This window comes from Nocardiopsis sp. NPDC101807, from assembly GCF_044766605.1.
GTDB classification, from domain to species: domain Bacteria; phylum Actinomycetota; class Actinomycetes; order Streptosporangiales; family Streptosporangiaceae; genus Nocardiopsis; species Nocardiopsis tropica.
On record NZ_JBIWMK010000002.1, the window covers coordinates 816,496 to 835,909 of the forward strand.

At 71.6% G+C, this 19,414-nt stretch carries 19 protein-coding genes; 8 read left to right on the forward strand and 11 right to left on the reverse strand.

What is annotated here, in order from left to right; genetic code table 11:
• Positions 1–99: 99 nt before the first annotated feature.
• Positions 100–1,515, reverse strand: a complete 1,416-nt coding sequence (locus ACIRPH_RS08810) for a DUF6177 family protein (protein WP_402911200.1) — start codon at positions 1,513–1,515, stop codon at positions 100–102.
• Between the two features lie 149 nt (positions 1,516–1,664).
• A complete protein-coding gene (locus ACIRPH_RS08815) occupies positions 1,665–2,234 on the reverse strand; it encodes a hypothetical protein (RefSeq protein ID WP_402911203.1) in 570 nt (189 codons plus the stop codon).
• Positions 2,235–2,434: 200 nt separating this feature from the next.
• Between ACIRPH_RS08815 and map the strand changes: the two genes are divergently transcribed.
• Positions 2,435–3,211 carry a type I methionyl aminopeptidase gene (gene map / locus ACIRPH_RS08820; protein ID WP_402911206.1) on the forward strand — a complete coding sequence of 259 codons (777 nt, stop codon included), beginning with the start codon at positions 2,435–2,437 and terminating at the stop codon, positions 3,209–3,211.
• Positions 3,212–3,421: 210 nt separating this feature from the next.
• The gene (locus tag ACIRPH_RS08825; RefSeq protein WP_402911208.1) at positions 3,422–4,705 is read left to right on the forward strand and encodes a hemolysin family protein; all 1,284 of its coding nucleotides are present in this window, start codon (positions 3,422–3,424) and stop codon (positions 4,703–4,705) included.
• A 419-nt stretch (positions 4,706–5,124) separates the two neighbouring features.
• Here the strand turns inward: ACIRPH_RS08825 and ACIRPH_RS08830 are convergent, their stop codons facing one another.
• Positions 5,125–5,883, reverse strand: a complete 759-nt coding sequence (locus ACIRPH_RS08830; RefSeq protein ID WP_402911211.1) for an SDR family NAD(P)-dependent oxidoreductase — start codon at positions 5,881–5,883, stop codon at positions 5,125–5,127.
• A gap of 147 nt (positions 5,884–6,030) precedes the next feature.
• Between ACIRPH_RS08830 and ACIRPH_RS08835 the strand changes: the two genes are divergently transcribed.
• Together ACIRPH_RS08835 and ACIRPH_RS08840 are read left to right on the forward strand one after the other, a co-directional pair.
• Positions 6,031–6,684 (forward strand): TetR/AcrR family transcriptional regulator, encoded by a 654-nt coding sequence (locus ACIRPH_RS08835; protein ID WP_402911213.1) that lies wholly within the window; start codon positions 6,031–6,033, stop codon positions 6,682–6,684.
• 233 nt (positions 6,685–6,917) lie between these two features.
• Complete coding sequence (locus ACIRPH_RS08840; RefSeq protein WP_402911216.1) at positions 6,918–7,394, forward strand: hypothetical protein; 477 nt, start codon at positions 6,918–6,920, stop codon at positions 7,392–7,394.
• A 442-nt stretch (positions 7,395–7,836) separates the two neighbouring features.
• Here the strand turns inward: ACIRPH_RS08840 and ACIRPH_RS08845 are convergent, their stop codons facing one another.
• The 6 genes from ACIRPH_RS08845 to ACIRPH_RS08870 form a co-directional block, all read right to left on the reverse strand.
• Positions 7,837–8,598 carry an ABC transporter permease gene (locus tag ACIRPH_RS08845; RefSeq protein WP_355012443.1) on the reverse strand — a complete coding sequence of 254 codons (762 nt, stop codon included), beginning with the start codon at positions 8,596–8,598 and terminating at the stop codon, positions 7,837–7,839.
• A 10-nt stretch (positions 8,599–8,608) separates the two neighbouring features.
• Positions 8,609–9,415, reverse strand: coding sequence for an ABC transporter ATP-binding protein (locus tag ACIRPH_RS08850; protein ID WP_402911219.1), 807 nt, complete (start codon positions 9,413–9,415; stop codon positions 8,609–8,611).
• Positions 9,412–9,798 (reverse strand): DUF1048 domain-containing protein, encoded by a 387-nt coding sequence (locus tag ACIRPH_RS08855; protein ID WP_402911220.1) that lies wholly within the window; start codon positions 9,796–9,798, stop codon positions 9,412–9,414. The genes ACIRPH_RS08850 and ACIRPH_RS08855 overlap by 4 nt, the downstream gene beginning before the upstream one ends.
• A 2-nt stretch (positions 9,799–9,800) precedes the next feature.
• On the reverse strand, positions 9,801–10,154 hold the full coding sequence (locus ACIRPH_RS08860) for a PadR family transcriptional regulator (protein WP_402911222.1): 354 nt from the start codon (positions 10,152–10,154) through the stop codon (positions 9,801–9,803).
• Between the two features lie 102 nt (positions 10,155–10,256).
• Positions 10,257–10,484 carry a VOC family protein gene (locus ACIRPH_RS08865; RefSeq protein WP_402911225.1) on the reverse strand — a complete coding sequence of 76 codons (228 nt, stop codon included), beginning with the start codon at positions 10,482–10,484 and terminating at the stop codon, positions 10,257–10,259.
• Between the two features lie 368 nt (positions 10,485–10,852).
• On the reverse strand, positions 10,853–11,458 hold the full coding sequence (locus ACIRPH_RS08870) for a hypothetical protein (protein ID WP_402911228.1): 606 nt from the start codon (positions 11,456–11,458) through the stop codon (positions 10,853–10,855).
• 921 nt (positions 11,459–12,379) lie between these two features.
• Between ACIRPH_RS08870 and ACIRPH_RS08875 the strand changes: the two genes are divergently transcribed.
• The 3 genes from ACIRPH_RS08875 (at position 12,380) to ACIRPH_RS08885 (ending at position 15,744) form a co-directional block, all read left to right on the forward strand.
• A complete protein-coding gene (locus ACIRPH_RS08875) occupies positions 12,380–13,810 on the forward strand; it encodes a serine/threonine-protein kinase (protein WP_402911230.1) in 1,431 nt (476 codons plus the stop codon).
• 193 nt (positions 13,811–14,003) lie between these two features.
• Positions 14,004–15,125: an IS630 family transposase gene (locus tag ACIRPH_RS08880; RefSeq protein ID WP_402911233.1), complete on the forward strand. Its 1,122-nt coding sequence runs from the start codon at positions 14,004–14,006 to the stop codon at positions 15,123–15,125.
• Between the two features lie 46 nt (positions 15,126–15,171).
• The gene (locus ACIRPH_RS08885; protein WP_402911236.1) at positions 15,172–15,744 is read left to right on the forward strand and encodes a S1 RNA-binding domain-containing protein; all 573 of its coding nucleotides are present in this window, start codon (positions 15,172–15,174) and stop codon (positions 15,742–15,744) included.
• 105 nt (positions 15,745–15,849) lie between these two features.
• Here the strand turns inward: ACIRPH_RS08885 and ACIRPH_RS08890 are convergent, their stop codons facing one another.
• Positions 15,850–16,539, reverse strand: coding sequence for a nitroreductase (locus ACIRPH_RS08890; RefSeq protein WP_402911239.1), 690 nt, complete (start codon positions 16,537–16,539; stop codon positions 15,850–15,852).
• 100 nt (positions 16,540–16,639) lie between these two features.
• Here ACIRPH_RS08890 and ACIRPH_RS08895 point away from each other — a divergent pair, with 100 nt between their 5' ends.
• Positions 16,640–17,230 (forward strand): TetR/AcrR family transcriptional regulator, encoded by a 591-nt coding sequence (locus ACIRPH_RS08895; protein ID WP_402911241.1) that lies wholly within the window; start codon positions 16,640–16,642, stop codon positions 17,228–17,230.
• A gap of 209 nt (positions 17,231–17,439) precedes the next feature.
• Here ACIRPH_RS08895 and ACIRPH_RS08900 read toward each other — a convergent pair whose 3' ends face one another.
• Positions 17,440–19,368, reverse strand: a complete 1,929-nt coding sequence (locus ACIRPH_RS08900; protein WP_402911244.1) for a S9 family peptidase — start codon at positions 19,366–19,368, stop codon at positions 17,440–17,442.
• Positions 19,369–19,414: the final 46 nt, after the last annotated feature.

Below are 19,414 nucleotides of genomic sequence, written 5' to 3' on the forward strand. Positions count from 1 at the left end.
GGGGCATGTCCTGCGCACCCGTGTCCGCCACCCGCCCGGCGCACCACAGGAGCGGGGCCGGAACGTCTTCGGCTGTCGGCGGTGGATCCGGTCCGCCCCTCACCCCGGGGAGGCCGAGGCGAGGTAGTCGGTCTGGCGCCGCATGAGCCACAGGCCCTTCAGGGGCGATGCGGCGTCCTGCACCACGGGGTACCAGAGCGCCCGGTCCCCGCCCTCCCCCAGGAGAGTGCCCCTGAGGGGTCCGGCCTGGGCGCGGCCGAGCCCGATCGCGCGCAGGCGCTCGGGGCCCACCGCCACCCCGACCGGGGTCGGGGGGCCGGCCCACACGGGTCCGTGGGTGGTGTCGCCGTGCCCCGGCAGGCGGCGTACCCGCAGGCTCTCCAGGAGCCCTTCCGCGGCCAGGGCCCGCACCAGGTCCGGGAGCGCGCCGAAGGGGACGCTCTCCCGGTCCTCGAACCCGGCCACGATCGAGATCCGTTCCAGGAGGCGGTCGTCCCGGCGGGTGAGGCTGATCTGCCCGGCGAGCGGACGCCCCCGGCCCAGCGGCCCGGCCAGGTAGAGGATCGTCGCCCCGGGGCCGCGCCCGGCCGCGAAGCGGGCGATGCGCTCGCGGTCCCACTCCCGGAGCGCGGGCTCGTGGGGCCCCCAGGCCGCCGGGGCGTGCCCGGCCAGGTGCTCGGCGACGATCTCCGCGGCGCGGCCCGGACGCGGGGCGGCGGGGCCCGGGTGGAGGACGGACACGTCCACGACCACCTGGGTACCGGCGCCTTCGGCGAAGCCGGCGAGGAACCCCGATACCGGTGCGGCGCCGGGGTTCCTCGCGGCCCAGTTCGGCCCGGAGGGCTCCTGGTCGGCGAGGAACCCGTAGGTGTGGTCCCAGTGCACCGCGAGCCCGGTGAGGCCGTCGTAGTGGCCGCCGTCCTCGCCGCGCACGACCCAGCGGCCCAGCGGCCCGGCGAGGAAGGTGCGCACGCCGTAGGTGAGCCGCGCGGTGGGCGGGGTGAGCACCTGGAGCGTCTTGCGGCCCGCGTGGGTGGCCACCGCGTCGCTGAGCCAGGAGGAGAAGGGCACCACGTCCCGGTCCTGGGCGATGAGGACCGCCCTGGCCGCGGCGCGCTCGGCCGCCGGGTGCTCGGACTCCTCCCACAGGCCGAAGTCGGCCGCGCCCGAGGTCCACACCGCTCCCCCGAGCGCGAGGGCGAGCCCGTCGGCGAACCGGTGTGCCGCCTCGCGGCCCTGCTCGTCGGGGCGCGCCCGCGTCTCCACCCACCAGAACCGGTCGGGCAGGCCCGCCACGACCTCCGCGCCGAGCAGGCGCTCGACCTCGCCCGCGGCCTCGACCCGCTGTCCGGGTTCGAGGGTGACCAGCAGACGGCCGTGGCCGTCGCGGATCTGCAGGACGCCGGTGTCCTTGTGCCGGTGCAGCCGCAGTTCCGGGTCGAGGCCTCGGAGGGCGTTGACGATCGCCGGGTCGTCGGGCCTTTCCGCGACCAGGGCCACCACGTCGTAACTCAACAGTTCTCCTTGCCGGGGTGGTGCGGGAGAATGCCGGACCCGTCGGGGAGGGCCCGGGGCGGTTCGCCGCCCCGCGCAGGAGCCCGGCCACGGCGCCGTCCGGCCGTCGCGGGCGCGTGAGCGCGGACCGGCGTCCCCCACGGACTTTCTCAGGTGGGGACGGTGCCGCTGAAGTACAACCCTTCGGAACCCTCGGGGACGATCTCCATCAAGACCTGTTCGTGGTCGGCGTACACGTCGAACCCGTAGGTGACGGTCGCCTCCTGCCCGTCGGGGATCGGTGCGTCGAAGTGGGCCAGGGTGCCGTTGCCGCTCTCGTCGGACTCCAGGATCACCGGGGACGCCTCCCTGCTGTCGGGGCCGTGGAAGACGAACACGGCGACGCGGGTGGCGTCGAAGGGCTGGCCTGTGGCGTTGGTGAGTGTGAGGTCGAACGCCAGGGCCGGGGCGCCCTTGCCGTCCGTGGTGCGCCCGACGTTCCGCACGGCCGCGGTGAGCCCTTCGACGAGCTGGGCCTGGGTGGTGAAGTCGGCGTTCAGGCCGGTGACCCGGGAGGAGGCTTCACCGGCGTCGGCGGAGGACGTCGGCTCGCCGGAGGCGGCGGGACCCGGTCCGCCCTGAGGAGCGGGGGGAGAACAGGCGGCGGCCACCAGGACCGCGGCGGCCAGCGCGATGGCCCGGAGCGGGCCGGGAGAGCGCGGGGAGGGTGTGTCACTCATGCGCACCAGTATGGGACACTTCCCGGCCGCTGCCCGGGGTGAAGAACTTCGGAACAGGAACCGCTCCCGGCGCCGGCTCCTGGGGCCGTCCTCCCCGCCGCCGTTCTTCCCGGGTGCGCGGGGCGGCCCGGCCTCGGGAGAACCCGAAAGCCGGTATAGTACGGACGGTATAGTTATTGGTTGCATGAGGAAGGCGCCGCATGATCGAGATCCTGGACCCCGGCAAACTGCCCCAGGCCAGAGAGACAGGGGCCCTGGTCGGCCACATCCTGCGGACGGTGAGGGACCGCAGCACGGTGGGCACGAACCTCCTGGAGATCGACCGGTGGGCCCAGGAGATGATCACCGAGGCCGGCGCGCAGTCCTGCTACGTCGACTACGCGCCGTCCTTCGGACGCGGACCGTTCGGCCACTACATCTGCACCGCCGTCAACGACGCGGTGCTCCACGGCCTCCCGCACGACTACGCGCTCGCCGACGGCGACCTGCTGACGCTCGACCTCGCCGTCTCCCTGGGAGGGGTCGCCGCGGACTCCGCCATCAGCTTCGTCGTGGGCGACTCCCGGCCGCCGGAGAGCCTCGCGCTGATCGAGGCGACCGAACGCGCACTGGCCGCGGGCATCGCCGCCGCCGGCCCCGGGGCCCGCGTCGGCGACATCTCCCACGCCATCGGCAAGGTCCTGCGCGGTGCCGGGTACCCGATCAACACCGAGTTCGGGGGCCACGGCATCGGATCGACGATGCACCAGGACCCGCACGTCCCCAACACCGGGCGGCCGGGCCGCGGGTACAAGCTGCGCCCCGGACTGATGCTCGCTCTGGAGCCGTGGGTCATGGCGGACACCGCCCGGCTCGTCACCGACGACGACGGATGGACGCTGCGCAGCGAGACGGGCTGCCGGACCGCGCACAGCGAGCACACCATCGCCGTCACCGAGGACGGGGCCGAGATCCTCACCCTGCCGAAGCAGGCGTAACCGCGAGGTCGCCCCGCGGTGCGTCGGCGCACCGCGGGGCGGGGCGCGCACTGGTGCGTGGGGCGGGCGGGCCGCCGCGGCCCCGCCCGCCCCGCCGCCGGGGTTCGCGGCGGTCCTTCTGGGCCGACTGCTGTTTGTGGGAGGCTTGTGCGGCCCGGAACCGGGCAGGAACCACACATTTCACCAGCAGCATCGGAGACGACAGCAGTTATGGAGAGCTACGGGGTTCAAATCGGCCTCGTCCTGGTCCTCGTCGTGGTCAACGCCCTCTTCGCCGGCAGCGAGATCGCCCTGATCACACTGCGCGAAGGGCAGATCAAGCAGCTGGCGGAGCGGGGGCCCGGCGGCAGGGCCGTCGCCCGCCTGGCCAAGGACCCCAACCGTTTCCTCGCCACCATCCAGATCGGCATCACCCTGGCCGGCTTCCTGGCCTCGGCCACCGCGGCCGTGGCCCTGGCCCAGCCCCTGGTCGAACCGCTCGGCTTCCTCGGCTCCGCGGCCGCTCCGGTCTCGGTCGTCCTGGTCACCATCGTCCTGACCTTCGTCACCCTGGTCTTCGGCGAGCTCGCGCCCAAGCGCATCGCCATGCAGCGCGCCGAGACCTGGGCCCTGGTGGTCTCCCGGCCCCTGGACGTGCTGGCCGCGCTCTCGCGACCCGTGGTGTGGCTGCTGAGCGCCTCCACCAACCTGGTCGTGCGCCTGACCGGCGGTGACCCCACCGCCGCCAAGGAGGAGATCGGCGAGGAGGAGCTGCGCGAGATGCTCGCCACCCAGCGCGGCATGACCGCCGAGCAGCGCACCATCATCTCGGGCGCCTTCGAGATCGACGACCGGCGGCTGCGCCAGGTCGTCGTCCCGCGGGGCGAGGTCTTCACCATCCCGGCCCGCACCCCGGCCGGGGAGGCCGCCCGCATGCTCGCCGACCAGGGCCACTCCCGGGCCCCCGTCGTCGCCGACGACGACCTCGACGAGGTGCTCGGCGTCGTGCACTGGTCCGACCTGGTCCGCGGTGAGGGAGCCGCCGGTGAGCTGGCGCGGGAGCCGATGCTGCTGCCCGACTCCCTGGTGGTCTCCCTGGCCCTGCGCCGGATGACCGCCGAGCACCAGCAGCTGGCCGTGGTGGTCAACGAGATGGGCGGCATCGACGGCATCGTCAGCCTGGAGGACCTGCTGGAGGAGATCGTCGGGGAGATCTACGACGAGACCGACTCCGACATCCGCACCGTGGTCTCCAACGACGACGGCACCATGACGCTGCCGGGCACCTACCCGGTGCACGACCTGTCCGACCTGGACCTGCCGCTGAACGATCCCCCCGAGGGCGACTACGTCACCGTCGCCGGCCTGCTCATCGCGATCCTGGGCCACATCCCCAGGACGCCCGGGGAGAAGGTCTCCTTCGGCTCCTGGGAGGCCGAGGTCGCCGAGACCAGCGGGCGCACCGTCACCGCCGTGAAGGTGCGGCGCACCGCGGCCGCCGAGCCCTCCTCCTGACCCGCACGCCCGGCCGCCCGCCACGGTCGGCCGGGCGGCACGTGCGGCGCACGGCCGCCCGCGCCCCCGGGCCGGTGCGCCCGGGGTCCGTCGTCGCCCAGGTCCCGCCCAGGGCGAAAACGGGGCGGGAGGGACCGCCGCTTCGCAGGAGGCGGCGGTCTTGTCGCACCCGGCCGCGACGCACCACCGCACGCCGGCCACCGCGGCCCGGCCCACGGCCACCGCCCGGACGGGCTCGGGCGAGGGCGACGGCGCCCGCGGTGAGCGTGGTCGGCGTCCCCTGGGGAGCAGTCGCGAAGTCCGGCTCGAAGGCGGTGGGCGAGGGGTCGGCTCCGTGGGCGGCGGGCACCGCCGGGAGGGCCGTGCGTCGGTCCGCACGGCGCCGGCGGCCATGGCCACGGGGCCGTCCGCCCGGCCTCTCAGAGGAGGGCGCCGCCCGAGACCTCGATGCGCTGGGCGGTGACCCAGCGCAGGTCCTCGGAGGCCAGTGCGGCGATGGCGTCGCCGATCTCCTCGGGTTCGCCGACGCGGCCGAGCGCCGTCCGTCCGGCCAGATCCCGGCGCGTCTCGGCGTCGTCCCGCATCGCGCCACCGTTGAAATCGGTGGCGGTCGGCCCCGGGGCGATGGAGTTGACCCGGATGCCGCGCGGGCCGAGTTCTGCGGCGAGGGTGCGGCTCAGGGCTTCGACGGCGGCCTTCGAGGCCGAGTAGACCGAGGTGGCGGGGCTGGTGTGGCGGGTCAGCGACGTCGAGACGTTGATGACGCGGCCGCCCTGGGCCAGCAGCGGCACGAGTGACTGGACGAGGAAGAACGTGCCCCGGACGTTGGTGCCCATCACCGTGTCGAAGTCGTCGACCGTGACCTCCTCCAGCGGTCCGAAGATCCCCACTCCCGCGTTGTTGACCAGGACGTCGAGCCGCGAAGCACCCCAGCGCCTCAGCTGTTCGCCCAGTTCGGAGGTGAAGGACGCGAAGGAGGAGACCTCGCTGATGTCGAGCCGGAGAACAGCGGCCGTCCCGCCCACCGCCTTCACCTGTTCCACTGTCTCCTCGGCCCCGGCCGCATCACCGCGGTGGGTGACCAGGACCCGCACCCCGCGTCTGGCCAGAGCGAGGGCCGCGCCGCGTCCGAGGCCGCGATTCGCACCGGTCACCAGAGCGATCTTGTCGATCGTCATGAACGTTCCTCCACCGCGCGGCCACCGGGGTCCACCCGGGCGCCGCAGATAAGAGGTGAGTCACTCGACTCGCCTTGTTCCCGCATCGTAGGCAGGACCGTGTGGCGAGTCAAGTGACTCGCCTCGGGACTGCGGCATACTGTCCGCATGGCAGCAGAACTCTCCGCGCACCACCGCAGGCTCGCTCAGCGCAAACGCGAGGCGATCGTCGCCGCGGCCACAGAACTGTTCCTGGACCGCGGCTACGACGGCACCTCACTGGCCCGGGTCGCCGAAGCGGCCGGGGTCTCGAAGTCCACCCTGTTCAAGCGCTTCCCCACCAAGGCTGCCCTCTTCGAGGCCATCGTCACCGAGTCCTGGCAGCGCGACGCCGGCGACGCCGTCGAGCGGCCGCAGACCGGAGATCTGCGCTCCGGACTGGCGACCATCGGCCACCGCTACGCCGACCTGGTCGGCCGGCCCGGCATGACGGCCCTGTTCCGGATCGTCATCGCCGAACTGCCCCGTTTCCCCGAACTGGGACGGATGCAGTTCCAGCTCGGCAAACTGCCCTACTTCACCTCCGTCCAGCACTACTTGGAAGCCGAGCACGAGGCGGGCAACGCCGATGTCCCGGACGCGGTGAGCGCCGCGAACCAGTTCCTCGGCATGATCGCCAACTACGTCCTGTGGCCCCGCATGCTGCTGACCGACTGGGACCCCGCGGCCTCCGACATCCACGACGCCGTCGAACAGGCCGTCCAGACCATGCTCGCCAGATACGCCCCGACCCGCCGGCCCGACCCGGAGCCGGAACGCTGACACCGGCGCGCCGACGCACCCGCCCGCACACGCGCATCGGCGTACGGCGACACGCTCACAGGAGGGGAATTCTGAGGCACGCGAGAATGGCGTGACACCGGTTCCACACCATCCACCATGGCCGGGATCGGCCATTGTTCGAGTTTTCCAGTGGACATCCCCCACACACGGGAGGATCGTCATCAACGACGTTCACCCTCAATACCACCACTGGGACGAGAACGATGAGAAAAATGACGAGGATCCTCCTTGTCGCGGCAGCGCTGGCCGGGAGCATCGCTGCGGCCGGGCCCGCCAGTGCGGCGCAGGGGTGCTCCGGCGCAGGGCCGACCGTGGTCGATCACCACGGAACTTCCTGGTCGACGACGTATTGCAACGCATGGCTCGGCGGCAACCTCGAAAGGGGTGTCGGCAGGGACAACCCCGGTGAGATTTCTGGATACCTCTACGCGAACAGGGCATGGTTCGTCTGCCAGCAGCAATTCACCTACCTGGAGAACCCCCCGGTCGGCGATTACCGCAACAACTGGTGGCTGTACACACAGGGCGATGAGGCCTATCTGGACCAGGGGTGGGGCTGGTTCCCGGCGGTGAACGTTTCCGGGGGCGGAAACTACGAGCCCATTCCCGGGCTGCGCCACTGCGGTTTCCCTGAGACCCTGTCCGCGGAGACGGGGCCCTCCGGACAGGTCGACGCCCCGGGCCACTGAGGTCGGCGGGGCCCGCGACAGCGGTCCGGGGACGCTCCACCGACATCCCCGCGACCGGGAGCCGCTGTCGCCCTCGGGGCCGGCACCGTTCCCGCGGTTGGCCCACGAAGGGCCGCGGAGCCCGTGCCCTCGGGCCACGTCCGCGCTTCGGGGAGCCGACGAAGTACTCCCGCCCCGGCCGCGAACGACGTCGGCCGTCCCCTGCCGGCACCCCTCCACCACGGCGGCCCCGCACCGGTTCCGTACCGGCGCGGGGCCCGCTTCGCCCTCGGCGCCGCCGACGACAGAAACAGTTTCCTTGTGCATCCACACGATCACCCATGGTGACGAAGCGTGGTGGGGCGTGTCCGTGGAGGCGGGGTCGTGTCCGGTGTGCCGTGGCGCCCCTGGCGCCGCCGGTCCGCGCTCCCCGTCCTCGGCGGGTGGCCGGGCGGGGCCGCGCTCAGCTGATCTTGCGGCGGTACGTGGCCATGGCGAAGGCGTAGGCGACGACGAGGATGCCGACGCACCAGGCCAGGGCGGTCCAGACGTCGTCGCCGACCGGCCGGCCGGTGAGCAGGTCGCGGATCGTGTTGACGATGGACGTCACCGGCTGGTGTTCGGCGAACCAGCGCACCGGGCCGGGCATGGTGTCGGTGGGCACGAACGCCGAGCTGAGGAACGGCAGGAAGATGAGCGGGTAGGAGAAGGCGCTCGCCCCCTCCACCGAGGTCGCGGAGAGGCCGGGGATGACGGCGATCCAGGTCAGCGCCAGGGTGAACAGGATCAGGATGCCGGCGACCGCGAGCCATGCCCCCACCCCGGCCCCCGACCGGAAGCCCATGAGCAGGGCGACGCCCACGACGACCACGAGGGAGAGGACGTTGGCGACGAGCGAGGTCAGGACATGGGCCCACAGCACGCCCGACCGGGCGATCGGCATGGACTGGAAGCGCTCGAAGATCCCGCCCTGCATGTCGGTGAAGAGGCGGAACGCGGTGTAGGCGATGCCCGAGGCGATGGTGATGAGCAGGATGCCGGGCAGCATGTAGTTCACATAGGAGACCGACCCGGTGTCGATCGCGCCGCCGAACACGTAGACGAACATCAGCATCATGGCGATGGGCATAACGGCGGTCGTGATGATGGTGTCCGGGCTGCGCGTGACGTGGCGCAGGGTCCGTCCGGTGAGGGCGGCGGTGTCGCCGAGGAAGTGCGTTGCCATGGTCGGTCCCCTACTTCTTCTCTAATGCGGTTCGGCGGTCTTCGCCGTCCTTGTCGGAGTCGCCGGTGACCGCGAAGAAGACGTCCTCCAGGGTCGGCTGCTTCTCGACGTATTCGACCTCGGCGGGCGGCAGCATCGCCCTGAGCTCGGCGAGGGTGCCGTCGACGATGATCCGGCCCCGGTGGAGGATCGCGATCCGGTCGGCGAGCTGTTCGGCCTCGTCCAGGTACTGCGTGGTCAGCAGGACCGTCGTGCCGCTCCCGGCGAGGTTCTTCACCGCCTCCCACACCTCGATGCGCGCCTGGGGGTCGAGCCCGGTCGTCGGTTCGTCCAGGAAGACGACCGGCGGGTTCCCGATGAGGCTCATGGCGATGTCCAGGCGGCGGCGCATGCCGCCCGAGTAGGTCGACACCCTCCGCCCGCCCGCCTCCATCAGCGAGAAGCGGGAGAGCAGGTCGTCGGCGATCGCGCCCGGGTCCTCCATGTGGCGCAGCCTGGCGACGAGCACGAGGTTCTCCCGGCCGCTGAGGATCTCGTCGACGGCGGCGAACTGCCCGGTGAGGCTGATGGACTCCCGCACGTTCGCCGACTGTGCGGCGACGTCGAAGCCGTTGACCGCGGCGGTCCCCTTGTCGGCCTTGAGCAGGGTGGACAGGATTCTCACGACCGTGGTCTTGCCCGCCCCGTTGGAGCCGAGCAGGGCGAAGATGCTGCCCGGAGCGACGTCGAAGTCCACCCCGCGCAGCACGCGCAGGTCCTTGTAGGACTTCTCCAGGCCCCGCAGGCGGATCGCCGGCTGCTGCTGTGTCCTCGTCACAGGGATCCCTCTTCCTTCCCGGTGTCTTCTCCGGCGGCGCGTTCGACGGCCCGGGCCAGGCGTTCGCGCTCCTTCTTGATCCACTGGCCCTCCGAGTAGTTCGCCAGGAACGTCTCGGCGAACTCCACGGGGTCCTCCCCGACGATCTCCCGGATCGGGGTTCGGGCCGCGGCGCTCTGCTCGAACAGGTCGATGAGGTCGTCCAGCATCTCCATCAGGACGTCCCCCTTCGTGATCGAGCCGAAGTACATCAGGTACCGGTCGAGCGCCTCGATCGCCGTGCGGTAGTTCCCGGGAAGCTGTTTCGTGCGCGCCTTGTACTGGCGGTACCGCTTCTTCTCCTCGAACGGTCCCGTGACCTGTTCGATCCAACTCGGGGCCATGTTCACTGTCCTCCTTCTCGGAGCTGTTCAAGTCGTTCTGCGAGGAAGCTCCACGTCCTCCAGAACTCTTCGAGGTAGGCACGCCCCTGGGAATTGAGCGAGTACACCTTGCGCGGCGGCCCCTTCTCGGACGGGACCTTCTCGACGTCGACGAGGCCGCGCCGCTCGACCCTGACGAGCAGCGCGTAGACGGTGCCCTCGGCGATGTCGGAGAAGCCCTGGTCCCGCAGCCACGCCGTGATCTCGTAGCCGTAGGCAGGTCGGCCGGACAGGATCGCGAGGACGATGCCCTCCAGGACCCCCTTGAGCATCTCCGTCGCCTGCTTGCCCACGGAACGCCTCCTCTGACTACTCATCAGCACTGACTACTGGTGCATAGTATTACTGACTACCGGTACATAGCAACACCGAATACCGGGGACGTCGGTCGGCACTGCGGGTACGCGGTGGGGCGCGGCTCACTCAGCAGGCAGGACGTCGAACTCGTTGCCCTCGGGGTCGGCCGTCGCCACCCAGTCCTCGATCCGGACCCTCCTGGTGGCGCCCGGTCGGACGAGCCGTCCGGCCTCCGCCTCGACGTCCTCGGCCCACGGGGCCAGGTGCACCCGGTTCTCGGCGCTCTTCGGTTCGGGGACCCTGTGGAAGGGCAAGCGGAGCGCGGCCTCCGGGACCGGCCGGACGAGCACCGAGGGATCGTCCTCGGGGGCCTCGATCCCCTTCGGCGGAGTCGTTCGAGTTCTCCGTCGTCGTAGGGGGCGACCTCGTACCCGTCGAGCGTCTCCGCCCAGAAGCGGGTCGGGGAGGCGGGGTGGGAGCAGTCGAACACGACGTCGCGCAACACGGCTCCGGCGCAGAGGCGGCCGGCGCTCCCCGCCCGCGCGCGAACGACGGCGCCTGCGGGCAGGGGTGACAGCGCGGGGCATCTCCGTGTCTGCGTCAACCGGGCGCAGCCCAGCCCTCCCACAGGGCCGGACGGCCGCCTTCCCGCCGACCGCAGACGTGCACGGGCGCCCCGGGGGTCAGGGCGCCCGTGCCTCGTCCCGCTGCTGCGGTCCTACTTGATCTCGTCGATCAGCTCGGCCGAGGACATCGGGTAGAACTTGGCGTCGTACCCGCCGGTGGCGTCGCCGAGGTCGTCGCCGCGGCGCAGCGCCACCAGGTGGGCGCGGCGCATGACGTCGTCGCGCATGCGGATGCTGCCGGAGTTCTCGTCGGCGGAGATCCACGAGTCGCCCTTGCCGGCGATGGCCATGCGCAGGGCGAAGCGGATCTGGTCGTCGTAGACGTGGCCCTGCTGGATGCCGGTCATGGAGTTGTCCGAGCCCTGGGCGGCAATGTAGTAGTCGCTGCCCTTGCGCTGCACGGCCCGCTCCCAGGAGCCGGTGCGGCCCCGGCGGAAGTGCAGGTTGGTGTCGTCCAGGACCGCCTCGGTGAGCTCGTCGTAGGCGGTGTCGAAGCGGAACTGCAGGATGGAGGAGGGGGAGATGCCGTCCTTGAAGGCGAAGTCGTGCTTGTCGCCGCCGGAACCGCCGAGCAGGCTGACCGGGTAGTAGATGCCCAGGTCCGAGCGGTCCCAGTAGAGGATGAAGGCGGTGCCGCCCGCCAGGGTCTCCTTGCGCTTCTCGAATCCGGTGGTGACGTGGGCGTGGATGTGCGCCATGGGGATGTGCTCTTTCCCAGCGGGTGAGGGCCCGCATCGGATGTGCGTGACAAGGACGAGAGGTGCCTTGTGCCGCCCCTCGGGGGTGCGGCCGGGTGGTGTCCTCGCCGCTCCCGTGCGGGCACAAACGGCTCCGCCCCGAACCGGCTTCGCCACAGCCGCCCATGTCACGACACCGTGCGAACATTCGGGACCCCTTGTCCGGGGAATGAGACGACCGGATCACCTGAACGCGTCATGCCGCAACCTCCGCCCCACCGGTGCCCCCGGGGCGGGGTCGTGTCGATGACACGATCGCGTGCACCGGATCCGCGGTTCCGGACCACCGTTACTTCTGTTCCCTCGACGGTCGGCAGTGACTGCGGGTGACCGGGTCCGGGGACCAGGTCTTCCGCTTCACCCTGATCGCCTCAGACTGACCGCTCCCTCGCCTCCCCGCACGGACCCACGCGGCGCGCGGACGGGCCCCCGCTCCCGCTACGCCGGGGAGCCCGTGCCGCTCGAAGGGCCGGCCGGAGGCGGTCGGCGTCAGGCCGGACCAGGTCCGGCACCTGACGGCGGAACCCGGCGGGTATCCACGACGTCACACGATCGCGCCCTTCGACCGGGTTCAGGCCAGAGGTACGCTGCGCCGCTACCTGGGCGGTGACGAGGGGGTAGGGCACCCGGACTTCCGGCCCCACGCGGATGACGGCCGACTGGTCCGCTTCACACCCCACCGCACCGTCGTCAAGGACCTGTCCGAGAACGGCCAGACGTAGCCCTCGGGCACGGCAGGGCGGAGAACACCCCGGAACACGAGGTCCCGGCCGGTGTCGGGAACGGCGTCGAACACGTCGTCGGCAGGCCCCCGCGGCAGATCGGACGCCTCGACCTCACAACTCCCTCGCGCGGACCCGCGCCCGGGGCTAACGTCGCGGCATGCGAGACTACGGCAGCCCCCCATTTCTGTTGTTCCTGTCCCTGCTGGTAGCCGTCGCGCTGGTCGTCGTGGTGCTGCGTGCCCGTCGCCGAGCGGCACCCTCCACAGAGCCCCCGGAGGAGGCTGCGGCACCGTCCGTCCTCGCTGCCTCCGGAGCGGGCGCCCCCCTCTCTCCCGGTGACACACAGCGGATCGGTCTCTACCTGCTGCGCGCCCGCCTGGGCGCCGGCGGTATGGGCCGGGTGTACCTGGGCCGTTCGCCCGGCGGGCGCGACGTCGCGGTCAAGGTGGTCCACCCCGAACTCGCCGAGGACCCCGAGTTCCGCCGCCGCTTCGCCGCCGAGGTCGAGGCCGCCCGCAAGGTGGGCGGGTTCCACACCGCCCAGGTCGTGGACGCCGACCCTGCCGGGAACCCGCCCTGGCTGGCCACCGCCTACATCCCCGGCCCCACCCTGCACGCGGCCGTCCGCGAACACGGCCCGCTCCCGGCGGACTCGGTCGCCGCCCTGGGAGCGGGCCTGGCCGAGGGGCTCATCGCGGTGCACGCCTGCCGCATCGTCCACCGCGACCTCAAACCCGGCAACGTCCTGCTGGCCGCCGACGGGCCCCGCCTGATCGACTTCGGCATCGCCCGCGCCCTGGACGCCACCTCCCACACCCGCACCTCCACCGTGCTGGGCACCGCCGCGTTCATGTCCCCCGAACAGGTCACCGGGGACGCGGTGGGACCCGCCTCGGACGTGTTCTCGCTCGGGTGCGTGCTGGCCTTCGCCGCCACCGGCCGCAGCCCCTTCGGCGAAGGCCCCGCCCACGCGATCACCCACCGCATCATCTACTCCGAACCCGACCTGACCGGCCTGACCGCCTCCCTCGAAGACCTGGTCTCCGCCTGCCTGGCCAAGGACCCCGCCCAGCGACCCACCCCCGACAGCGTCCTGGCCGCCTGCGGCACACGGCCCCCGACAGGCCCGGACCGCCCGGCGGGGGCATGGCTGCCCGAGGCCCTCACCGAGGTCGTCACCCCGAACGAGACGCGCGTCCTGCCCCCGGTCGCGTCGTCGCCGGGCCCTTCCACCACTCCCGGGCAGACGGCCGGACGGAAGGGAGCATTGGCCGCGCTCACTGTCGTGGCCTTCGCCGTCCTGCTGTACGCCGGCCACGAGCCGCTCTCGGTCGGGGCGAGTCATGTGCTGGAAGGCGGTTCGCCCGAACTCGAACTGCGGGACTGCGCCACGGACTTCGGCGGTTCGGTGGCCGAGGTCCCCTGCTGGACTCCCGCAGCCGAGTACCGGGTTCCCCACACGGCCAGCTGGGGAACGGAGGCGACGCCTCCCGACGATCCGGGCGAGAGCTGCGAGGAGTACCTGGAGGACTGGGTCGAGGTGGTGGAGTACCGATACCACAACGCCTGCCTGGTACGCCTTCCCTGATCCTGCGGGCCCCGCTCCCCCACGCCCTGCCCCGACAGGGGTGTCCGCAGCGCTCCTGCTCCGAGCCGCGGCGTCCCGGCGGCCGGACCCGCTGCCGTCTCCGGGCTCTAGTGCTCTGACCGGGAAGGTTCGCCGGGTTGCTGGTTGGGCAGTTGGATGGGCGGTGACGTCCGTTCCGACCGCTGGAGGTGCGGTGGCCGAGCCTGTCCATGTGCGCAGACTGACCGACCAGGAAGGGCAGAAACTGCAGCAGATCGTGCGCCGGGGCAGCACCAACTCGGTGCGCTACCGGCGCGCGATGATGCTACTGGCCTCGGCCGGCGGGAATCGGGTGCCCGTGATCGCCCAGCTGGTGCAGGCAGACGAGGACACCGTCCGGGACGTGATCCACCGCTTCAACGAGATCGGCCTGGCCTGCCTGGACCCTCGGTGGGCGGGAGGCCGTCCCCGCCAACTCAGCCCTGAAGACGAGGACTTCGTCATCCAGATGGCCATCACCCGCCCGACCAAGCTCGGCCAGCCCTTCACCCGCTGGTCCTTGCGCAAGCTCGTCGCCTACCTGCGCAAAGTCCACGGCCACGTGATCCGGATCGGCCGCGAGGCGTTACGCTGCCTGCTCGCCCGCCGCGGCGTGACCTTCCAGCGCACCAAGACGTGGAAGGAATCCCCGGACCCCGACCGCGAGGCGAAGCTGGACCGGATCGAGGAGGTCCTCGACCGCTTCCCCGACCGGGTCTTCGCCTTCGACGAGTTCGGCCCGCTCGGGATCCGTCCCACCGCGGGCTCGGGCTGGGCCGAGCAGAATCGTCCCGACCGGCTGCCCGCCACCTACCACCGCACTCACGGCGTGCGGTACTTCCATGGCTGCTACTCGGTCGGCGACGACAGCCTGTGGGGCATCAACCGCCGCAGAAAGGGTGCCGCCACCACGCTGGCCGCGCTGAAGTCGATCCGTGCCGCCCGGCCCGACGGCGCCCCGATCTACGTGATCCTGGACAACCTGTCCGCCCACAAAGGCGCCGACATCCGTCGCTGGGCAGGGAAGAACAAGGTCGAGCTGTGCTTCACCCCGACCTATGCATCCTGGGCGAATCCGATCGAGGCGCATCTCGGACCGCTGCGGCAGTTCACCATCGCCAACTCCCACCACTCCAACCACACCGTCCAGACACGGGCCCTGCACGCCTACCTGCGCTGGCGCAACGCCAACGCCCGCCACCGCGACGTCATGGCCGCCGAGCGCAAGGAACGCGCCCGCATCCGCAGCGAGAAGGGCATCCGCTGGGGCGGACGTCCCCTCAAGACCGCAGCGTGAGCGCACTTCCTATCCGGTGCGAAGCTCCTCGTGAAAGGCTTGGAGCATGATGGGTGGACCGTCTGAGAACCCAGAACTCTGGGCATTCCTGGAGTCATTGCACCGCGGCGAGTTCCTTTCCGGCACCGTCACAGCGATCGAACGGTTTGGTGTGTTCGTGGCGCTGGACGACGGACCCGACCATCCGGTCTTCCCCGGCGTCGGGTTCATCTCCTTTGCTGAACTGTCCTGGCGACGCTTCGAGGCAGCCACCGACGTCGTGCAGGTCGGGCAGCGCGTCTCATGCGAGTTCCTCCAGTTCGACACGTGGAACCTGGAGGCCAGACTGTCCTTGAAAGCCACACAGCCGGACCCCTTTCAGGTATTCGCCGACACCATCGCGGTGGGGCAGAAACTGCCTGGCCAGGTCACCAAGCTGATCCCGTTCGGGGTCTTCGTCCAGGTCGCCGACGGGATCGAGGGACTGGTTCACCTGCGGGAGCTCGCCTGGACACCGGTGGAGACTCCAGCAGATGTCGCCCAGGTCGGCGACGAGATCACGGTGGTCGTCACCGAGATCGACCGAGAGCGACGCAGGCTATCCCTCTCCCGACGACAAGGCTCATCCGCCGGCGTGTGACGCGCTGCGTTCCTGCGACGGTCCCCTTGCGCGAGTGCTCCTGAACGCCTGCTCAGCCAAAGGAAGACACACGTCCCAGGCCGGTGAGCCTTTGCGGTCACAGCACTAGCCGTGGAAGGTCGTGGTCTCCCCCAGTGCGGCCCGCCCGGTGCTGAGGCGGTTCACCGGCGCGGCGTCGTCGGCGTAGCCGAACGAGATCCCCACGAGCAGCTTCCCCGTGGTGACGCCGAGTTCGGCGCGCACGTCGTCGGCGTAGAAGCTCAGCAGGCCCTGCGGGCAGCTGGCCACGCCGTAGGCGGCCATCGCCAGCAGCAGGGTCTGCATGTAGGCGCCGACGTCGGCGGCCAGGCGGGCGTTGTCCTCACCGGAGACGAAGAGGAACGCGACGTGGGGCGCGCCGTAGAACCGCAGGCTCTCGGCGTCGTACGCCGCACGTGCGGCGTGGTCGTCGAAGCCGATGCCCAGCGTCCCGTAGAGCCGGCCGCCGAAGGCGGCCCGCCGCTCCTGCTGCACCGGCGAGTACAGGTCGTCGCCGTAGGGGAAGTCGACCGACGTGCGGCCCGCGGCGTGGGCTTCCCGGAGGGCAGCGGCCAGTCGGTCCCGTGCGGGGCCGCTGGCGACCTCCACCTGCCAGGGCTGTGCGTTGGAGTTGGACGGCGCCGCCGCGGCCAGCGAGAAGATCGCGCGCATCGTCTCCTCGGGCACGGGGTCGGGGCGGAAGGCGCGCGTCGCGCGCCGACCGCGGATCAGCTTCTCCGCGTGTGCGCTCAGCTCGGTGTGGGCGGGGTGGCTCATGGGGGCTCCTCGACGACGGTACAAGTAAACGGTTCCGTTTACTTGAGGCCGATCATAGCGACACCCGCACCCCAAGTAAACGGAGGCGTATACTTTGCGCATGACTGTGGCGAGTGACACGACACGTAGGGGACGCGGGGCGAGGGAGCGCATCCTGGCCGCCGCGTCACGGCTGTTCACGGCCGGGGGGATCACCGCGACCAGCATGGAGCAGGTCGCGGCGGCGGCTCCGGTCTCCAAGCGGACCCTCTACGCCCACTTCCCGACCAGGGACGAGCTGGCCGTCGCCCACCTGCGGGCGCTCGTGGACTCGGGGGACACCATGGAGAACGTGCTGTTCCGGGAGGACATCGGCCCCCGCGAACGGCTCCTCCGCCTGTTCGACCAGCCCGACGCGGACACGCCCGTGGTGCGAGGGTGCCCGTTCATCGACGCCGCGGCGGAGTTCCCCGACCCGGAGCACCCGGTCCACGCCTACGCGCGCGAACAGAAGCTGCGCATGGTGCGGCTGGTGGCCGCGCTGGTGGCGGAACTGGGGTGCCCCCGCCCCGACGCGATCGCCGAGCAGCTGGTCACCCTCGCCGACGGGGCGGCCAGCCGCGCCATGGTCCTGAACCAGGGGGACTACGGCCGACACGGTCGGGCGGCCGCGGACGCCCTGCTGGAACAGGCCCTGGGAACCCCGCCGTGACCCGCGACCGGCCGCGCCCCCGCCTCCTCGGGCGGGGCGGACCACACGGATCCCGCCGACGGGACCGCGAGGGCCGGGGCCGTGACAGGGCCCTTAATCAGCCGGACCTCCCCGGATCCGGGGGCGGGGCTGGCCAGGCGGCCGACGCACCCCCGCCTACGGAGCGCCGGGGTCGGGAGGGAGCGCGGCCCCCTCCCGACCGCTCCGGCTCAGGCGGTGGTGGAGGAGCGCCCGCCCAGGTGCCGGGCCAGGAAGCGTTCGAGCGTGCGGTACAGCTCGATGTTGCTGTCCGTGTTGACGAACCAGTGGCCCTCGTTCTCGTTCAGCAGGTACTCGACCTCGGCGCCGCGGGCGCGGAGCGCGTCGAAGACGCGGTCGGAGTTGCGGCGGTGGACGCGGACGTCGTTGGCGCCGTGGATGAGCAGCACCGGCGCGGTGATGTCGTCGACCCGGACGATGGGAGAGCGGGCGAGCATGTCGGCCTCCTGGCGGGGGTCGTCCGGGTCGCCGATGTAGCGCAGGTAGCTGTTCTCGACGGCGCGGCGGGCGAAGGGGACGACCGACCGGACGAGGTCGACGAGGTCGGACATCCCCGTGTAGCTGACCGCTGCGGCGAACCGGTCCGGGGTGAACGCTGCCCCGACGAGCGCGGCGTAGCCGCCGTAGGAGCAGCCGTAGATCGCGACCCGGTCCGGGTCGGTGATCCCCTGCTCGACCACCCGGTCGAGGGCGTCGAGCAGGTCGTCGTGCATCTTGCCCGCGAACTCGCCGATCGCGGCCCGGGTGTGGGCCTTGCCGTAACCGGTGGAGCCGCGCATGTTGACCTGGAGTACCGCGTAGCCGCGGTTGGCCAGCAGCTGCACCTCCGGGTCGTAGCCCCAACTGTCGCGGTACCACGGTCCGCCGTGCACCAGCAGCACGGTCGGCAGGCCGCGCGGCTCGACCCCGACCGGCAGGGTGAGGTGGCAGGGCAGGGTCAGGCCGTCGCGGGCGGTCACGGTGATCGGGGTGACCGGTGCGAGCCGGGCCGGGTCCAGGTGCGGGAACGGCCGGAACAGGCGGCGGGCCCGTCCCGTGGCGTGGTCGTAGAACCAGGTGACGCCGGGGTCGCGGTCGTGGGTGAAGTCCACCACCCAGCGTTGCGCCGTGGCGTCGCAGGACACGTGGCCCAGGTCGCCGTCGGACAGCTCGGCCAGCCGGGGCAGTACAGCGGCGAAGTGCGCGTCGAGCGCGTGGACCTCCTGCCGGGCGCCGAGGTAGCGGGCGCCGAGGAGTTCTCCGGTGCCCGGGTGCAGGATCAGCGAGGACGGGAAGCGCGGGTCGGCCTCGGGGCGGGGGGTGTCCAGGTCGAACACGGGGTGGCTGTCCACCCCGGTCTGCTCGCCGGTGTCCAGGTCGACCCGGACCAGGCGGGTGCGGTCCGAGCCGCGCGAGGAACCGATCCACAGTCCCCTCCCGTCCGGGGTGGGCGCGGTCGGGAGGACCCCGAAGAGGGCGTCCGCGCCGGAGAACCGCGCGATCGGGCGCCGCTCACCCGCGGCCCACTCCGACAGCACGTGGTCGCCCCCTTCCTCCATGGTGAAGGCGAGCAGACGGCCGGGGGTGCGCAGCCAGGAGAGGACGTCGCCGGGGTTCTCCGCGACCGTGGTCAGGCCGCCGGTCGCCAGGTCGAGCTCGAACAGGTCGATCAGGTCGGGACGGCGCATGTTGAGCTGCACGAACGCGGTGCCCGGCCGGTCCGGCGGGAGTTGCGCGCCGAGCAGCCGCACACCCTCGTAGGGGGTCAGGTCGACCGCGGGCTCGTCGGGGCGATAAGGGTCGGCGCGGTGCAGGTGCCAGTTCTCGTCGCCGTCGGCGTCCTGCTGGAACAGCAGGTGGCGGCCGTCCGTGGTCCAGAAGAAGGCGTCGATGTCGCGCCGGGTGTCGGAGGTGACGCGCCGGACGTCCGGGGCTCCGGCGTCGTGTGCGTCGTCGGGGGCGGTCCAGTCCGAGTCCAGGTCGCGGACGAACACGTTGAGCCGTCCGTGCCACGGGGCGAGGTAGGCGACCTTCTCACCGTCCGGGGACAGCAGGGCCCGGCTACGGGCGGGCGGGCCGAAGAACTCTTCGACGGAGATCGGCTTCGAGGGAGCGGTCATGGCGGATCCTCGGGGTCGGTGGATGCGATGCCCCCGAGTCAAGACC

Excerpts from the sequence above, each read along its gene's own strand:
- ACIRPH_RS08885 (WP_402911236.1), top strand. The coding sequence starts at position 15,172 with ATGATGGGTGGACCGTCTGAGAACCCAGAACTCTGGGCATTCCTGGAG.
- ACIRPH_RS08840 (WP_402911216.1), top strand. The coding sequence starts at position 6,918 with ATGACGAGGATCCTCCTTGTCGCGGCAGCGCTGGCCGGGAGCATCGCT.
- ACIRPH_RS08835 (WP_402911213.1), top strand. The coding sequence starts at position 6,031 with ATGGCAGCAGAACTCTCCGCGCACCACCGCAGGCTCGCTCAGCGCAAA.
- map (WP_402911206.1), top strand. The coding sequence starts at position 2,435 with ATGATCGAGATCCTGGACCCCGGCAAACTGCCCCAGGCCAGAGAGACA.
- ACIRPH_RS08900 (WP_402911244.1), bottom strand. The coding sequence starts at position 19,368 with ATGACCGCTCCCTCGAAGCCGATCTCCGTCGAAGAGTTCTTCGGCCCG.
- ACIRPH_RS08855 (WP_402911220.1), bottom strand. The coding sequence starts at position 9,798 with ATGGCCCCGAGTTGGATCGAACAGGTCACGGGACCGTTCGAGGAGAAG.
- ACIRPH_RS08890 (WP_402911239.1), bottom strand. The coding sequence starts at position 16,539 with ATGAGCCACCCCGCCCACACCGAGCTGAGCGCACACGCGGAGAAGCTG.
- ACIRPH_RS08895 (WP_402911241.1), top strand. The coding sequence starts at position 16,640 with ATGACTGTGGCGAGTGACACGACACGTAGGGGACGCGGGGCGAGGGAG.
- ACIRPH_RS08875 (WP_402911230.1), top strand. The coding sequence starts at position 12,380 with ATGCGAGACTACGGCAGCCCCCCATTTCTGTTGTTCCTGTCCCTGCTG.
- ACIRPH_RS08830 (WP_402911211.1), bottom strand. The coding sequence starts at position 5,883 with ATGACGATCGACAAGATCGCTCTGGTGACCGGTGCGAATCGCGGCCTC.
- ACIRPH_RS08860 (WP_402911222.1), bottom strand. The coding sequence starts at position 10,154 with ATGAGTAGTCAGAGGAGGCGTTCCGTGGGCAAGCAGGCGACGGAGATG.
- ACIRPH_RS08825 (WP_402911208.1), top strand. The coding sequence starts at position 3,422 with ATGGAGAGCTACGGGGTTCAAATCGGCCTCGTCCTGGTCCTCGTCGTG.
- ACIRPH_RS08845 (WP_355012443.1), bottom strand. The coding sequence starts at position 8,598 with ATGGCAACGCACTTCCTCGGCGACACCGCCGCCCTCACCGGACGGACC.
- ACIRPH_RS08870 (WP_402911228.1), bottom strand. The coding sequence starts at position 11,458 with ATGGCGCACATCCACGCCCACGTCACCACCGGATTCGAGAAGCGCAAG.
- ACIRPH_RS08815 (WP_402911203.1), bottom strand. The coding sequence starts at position 2,234 with ATGAGTGACACACCCTCCCCGCGCTCTCCCGGCCCGCTCCGGGCCATC.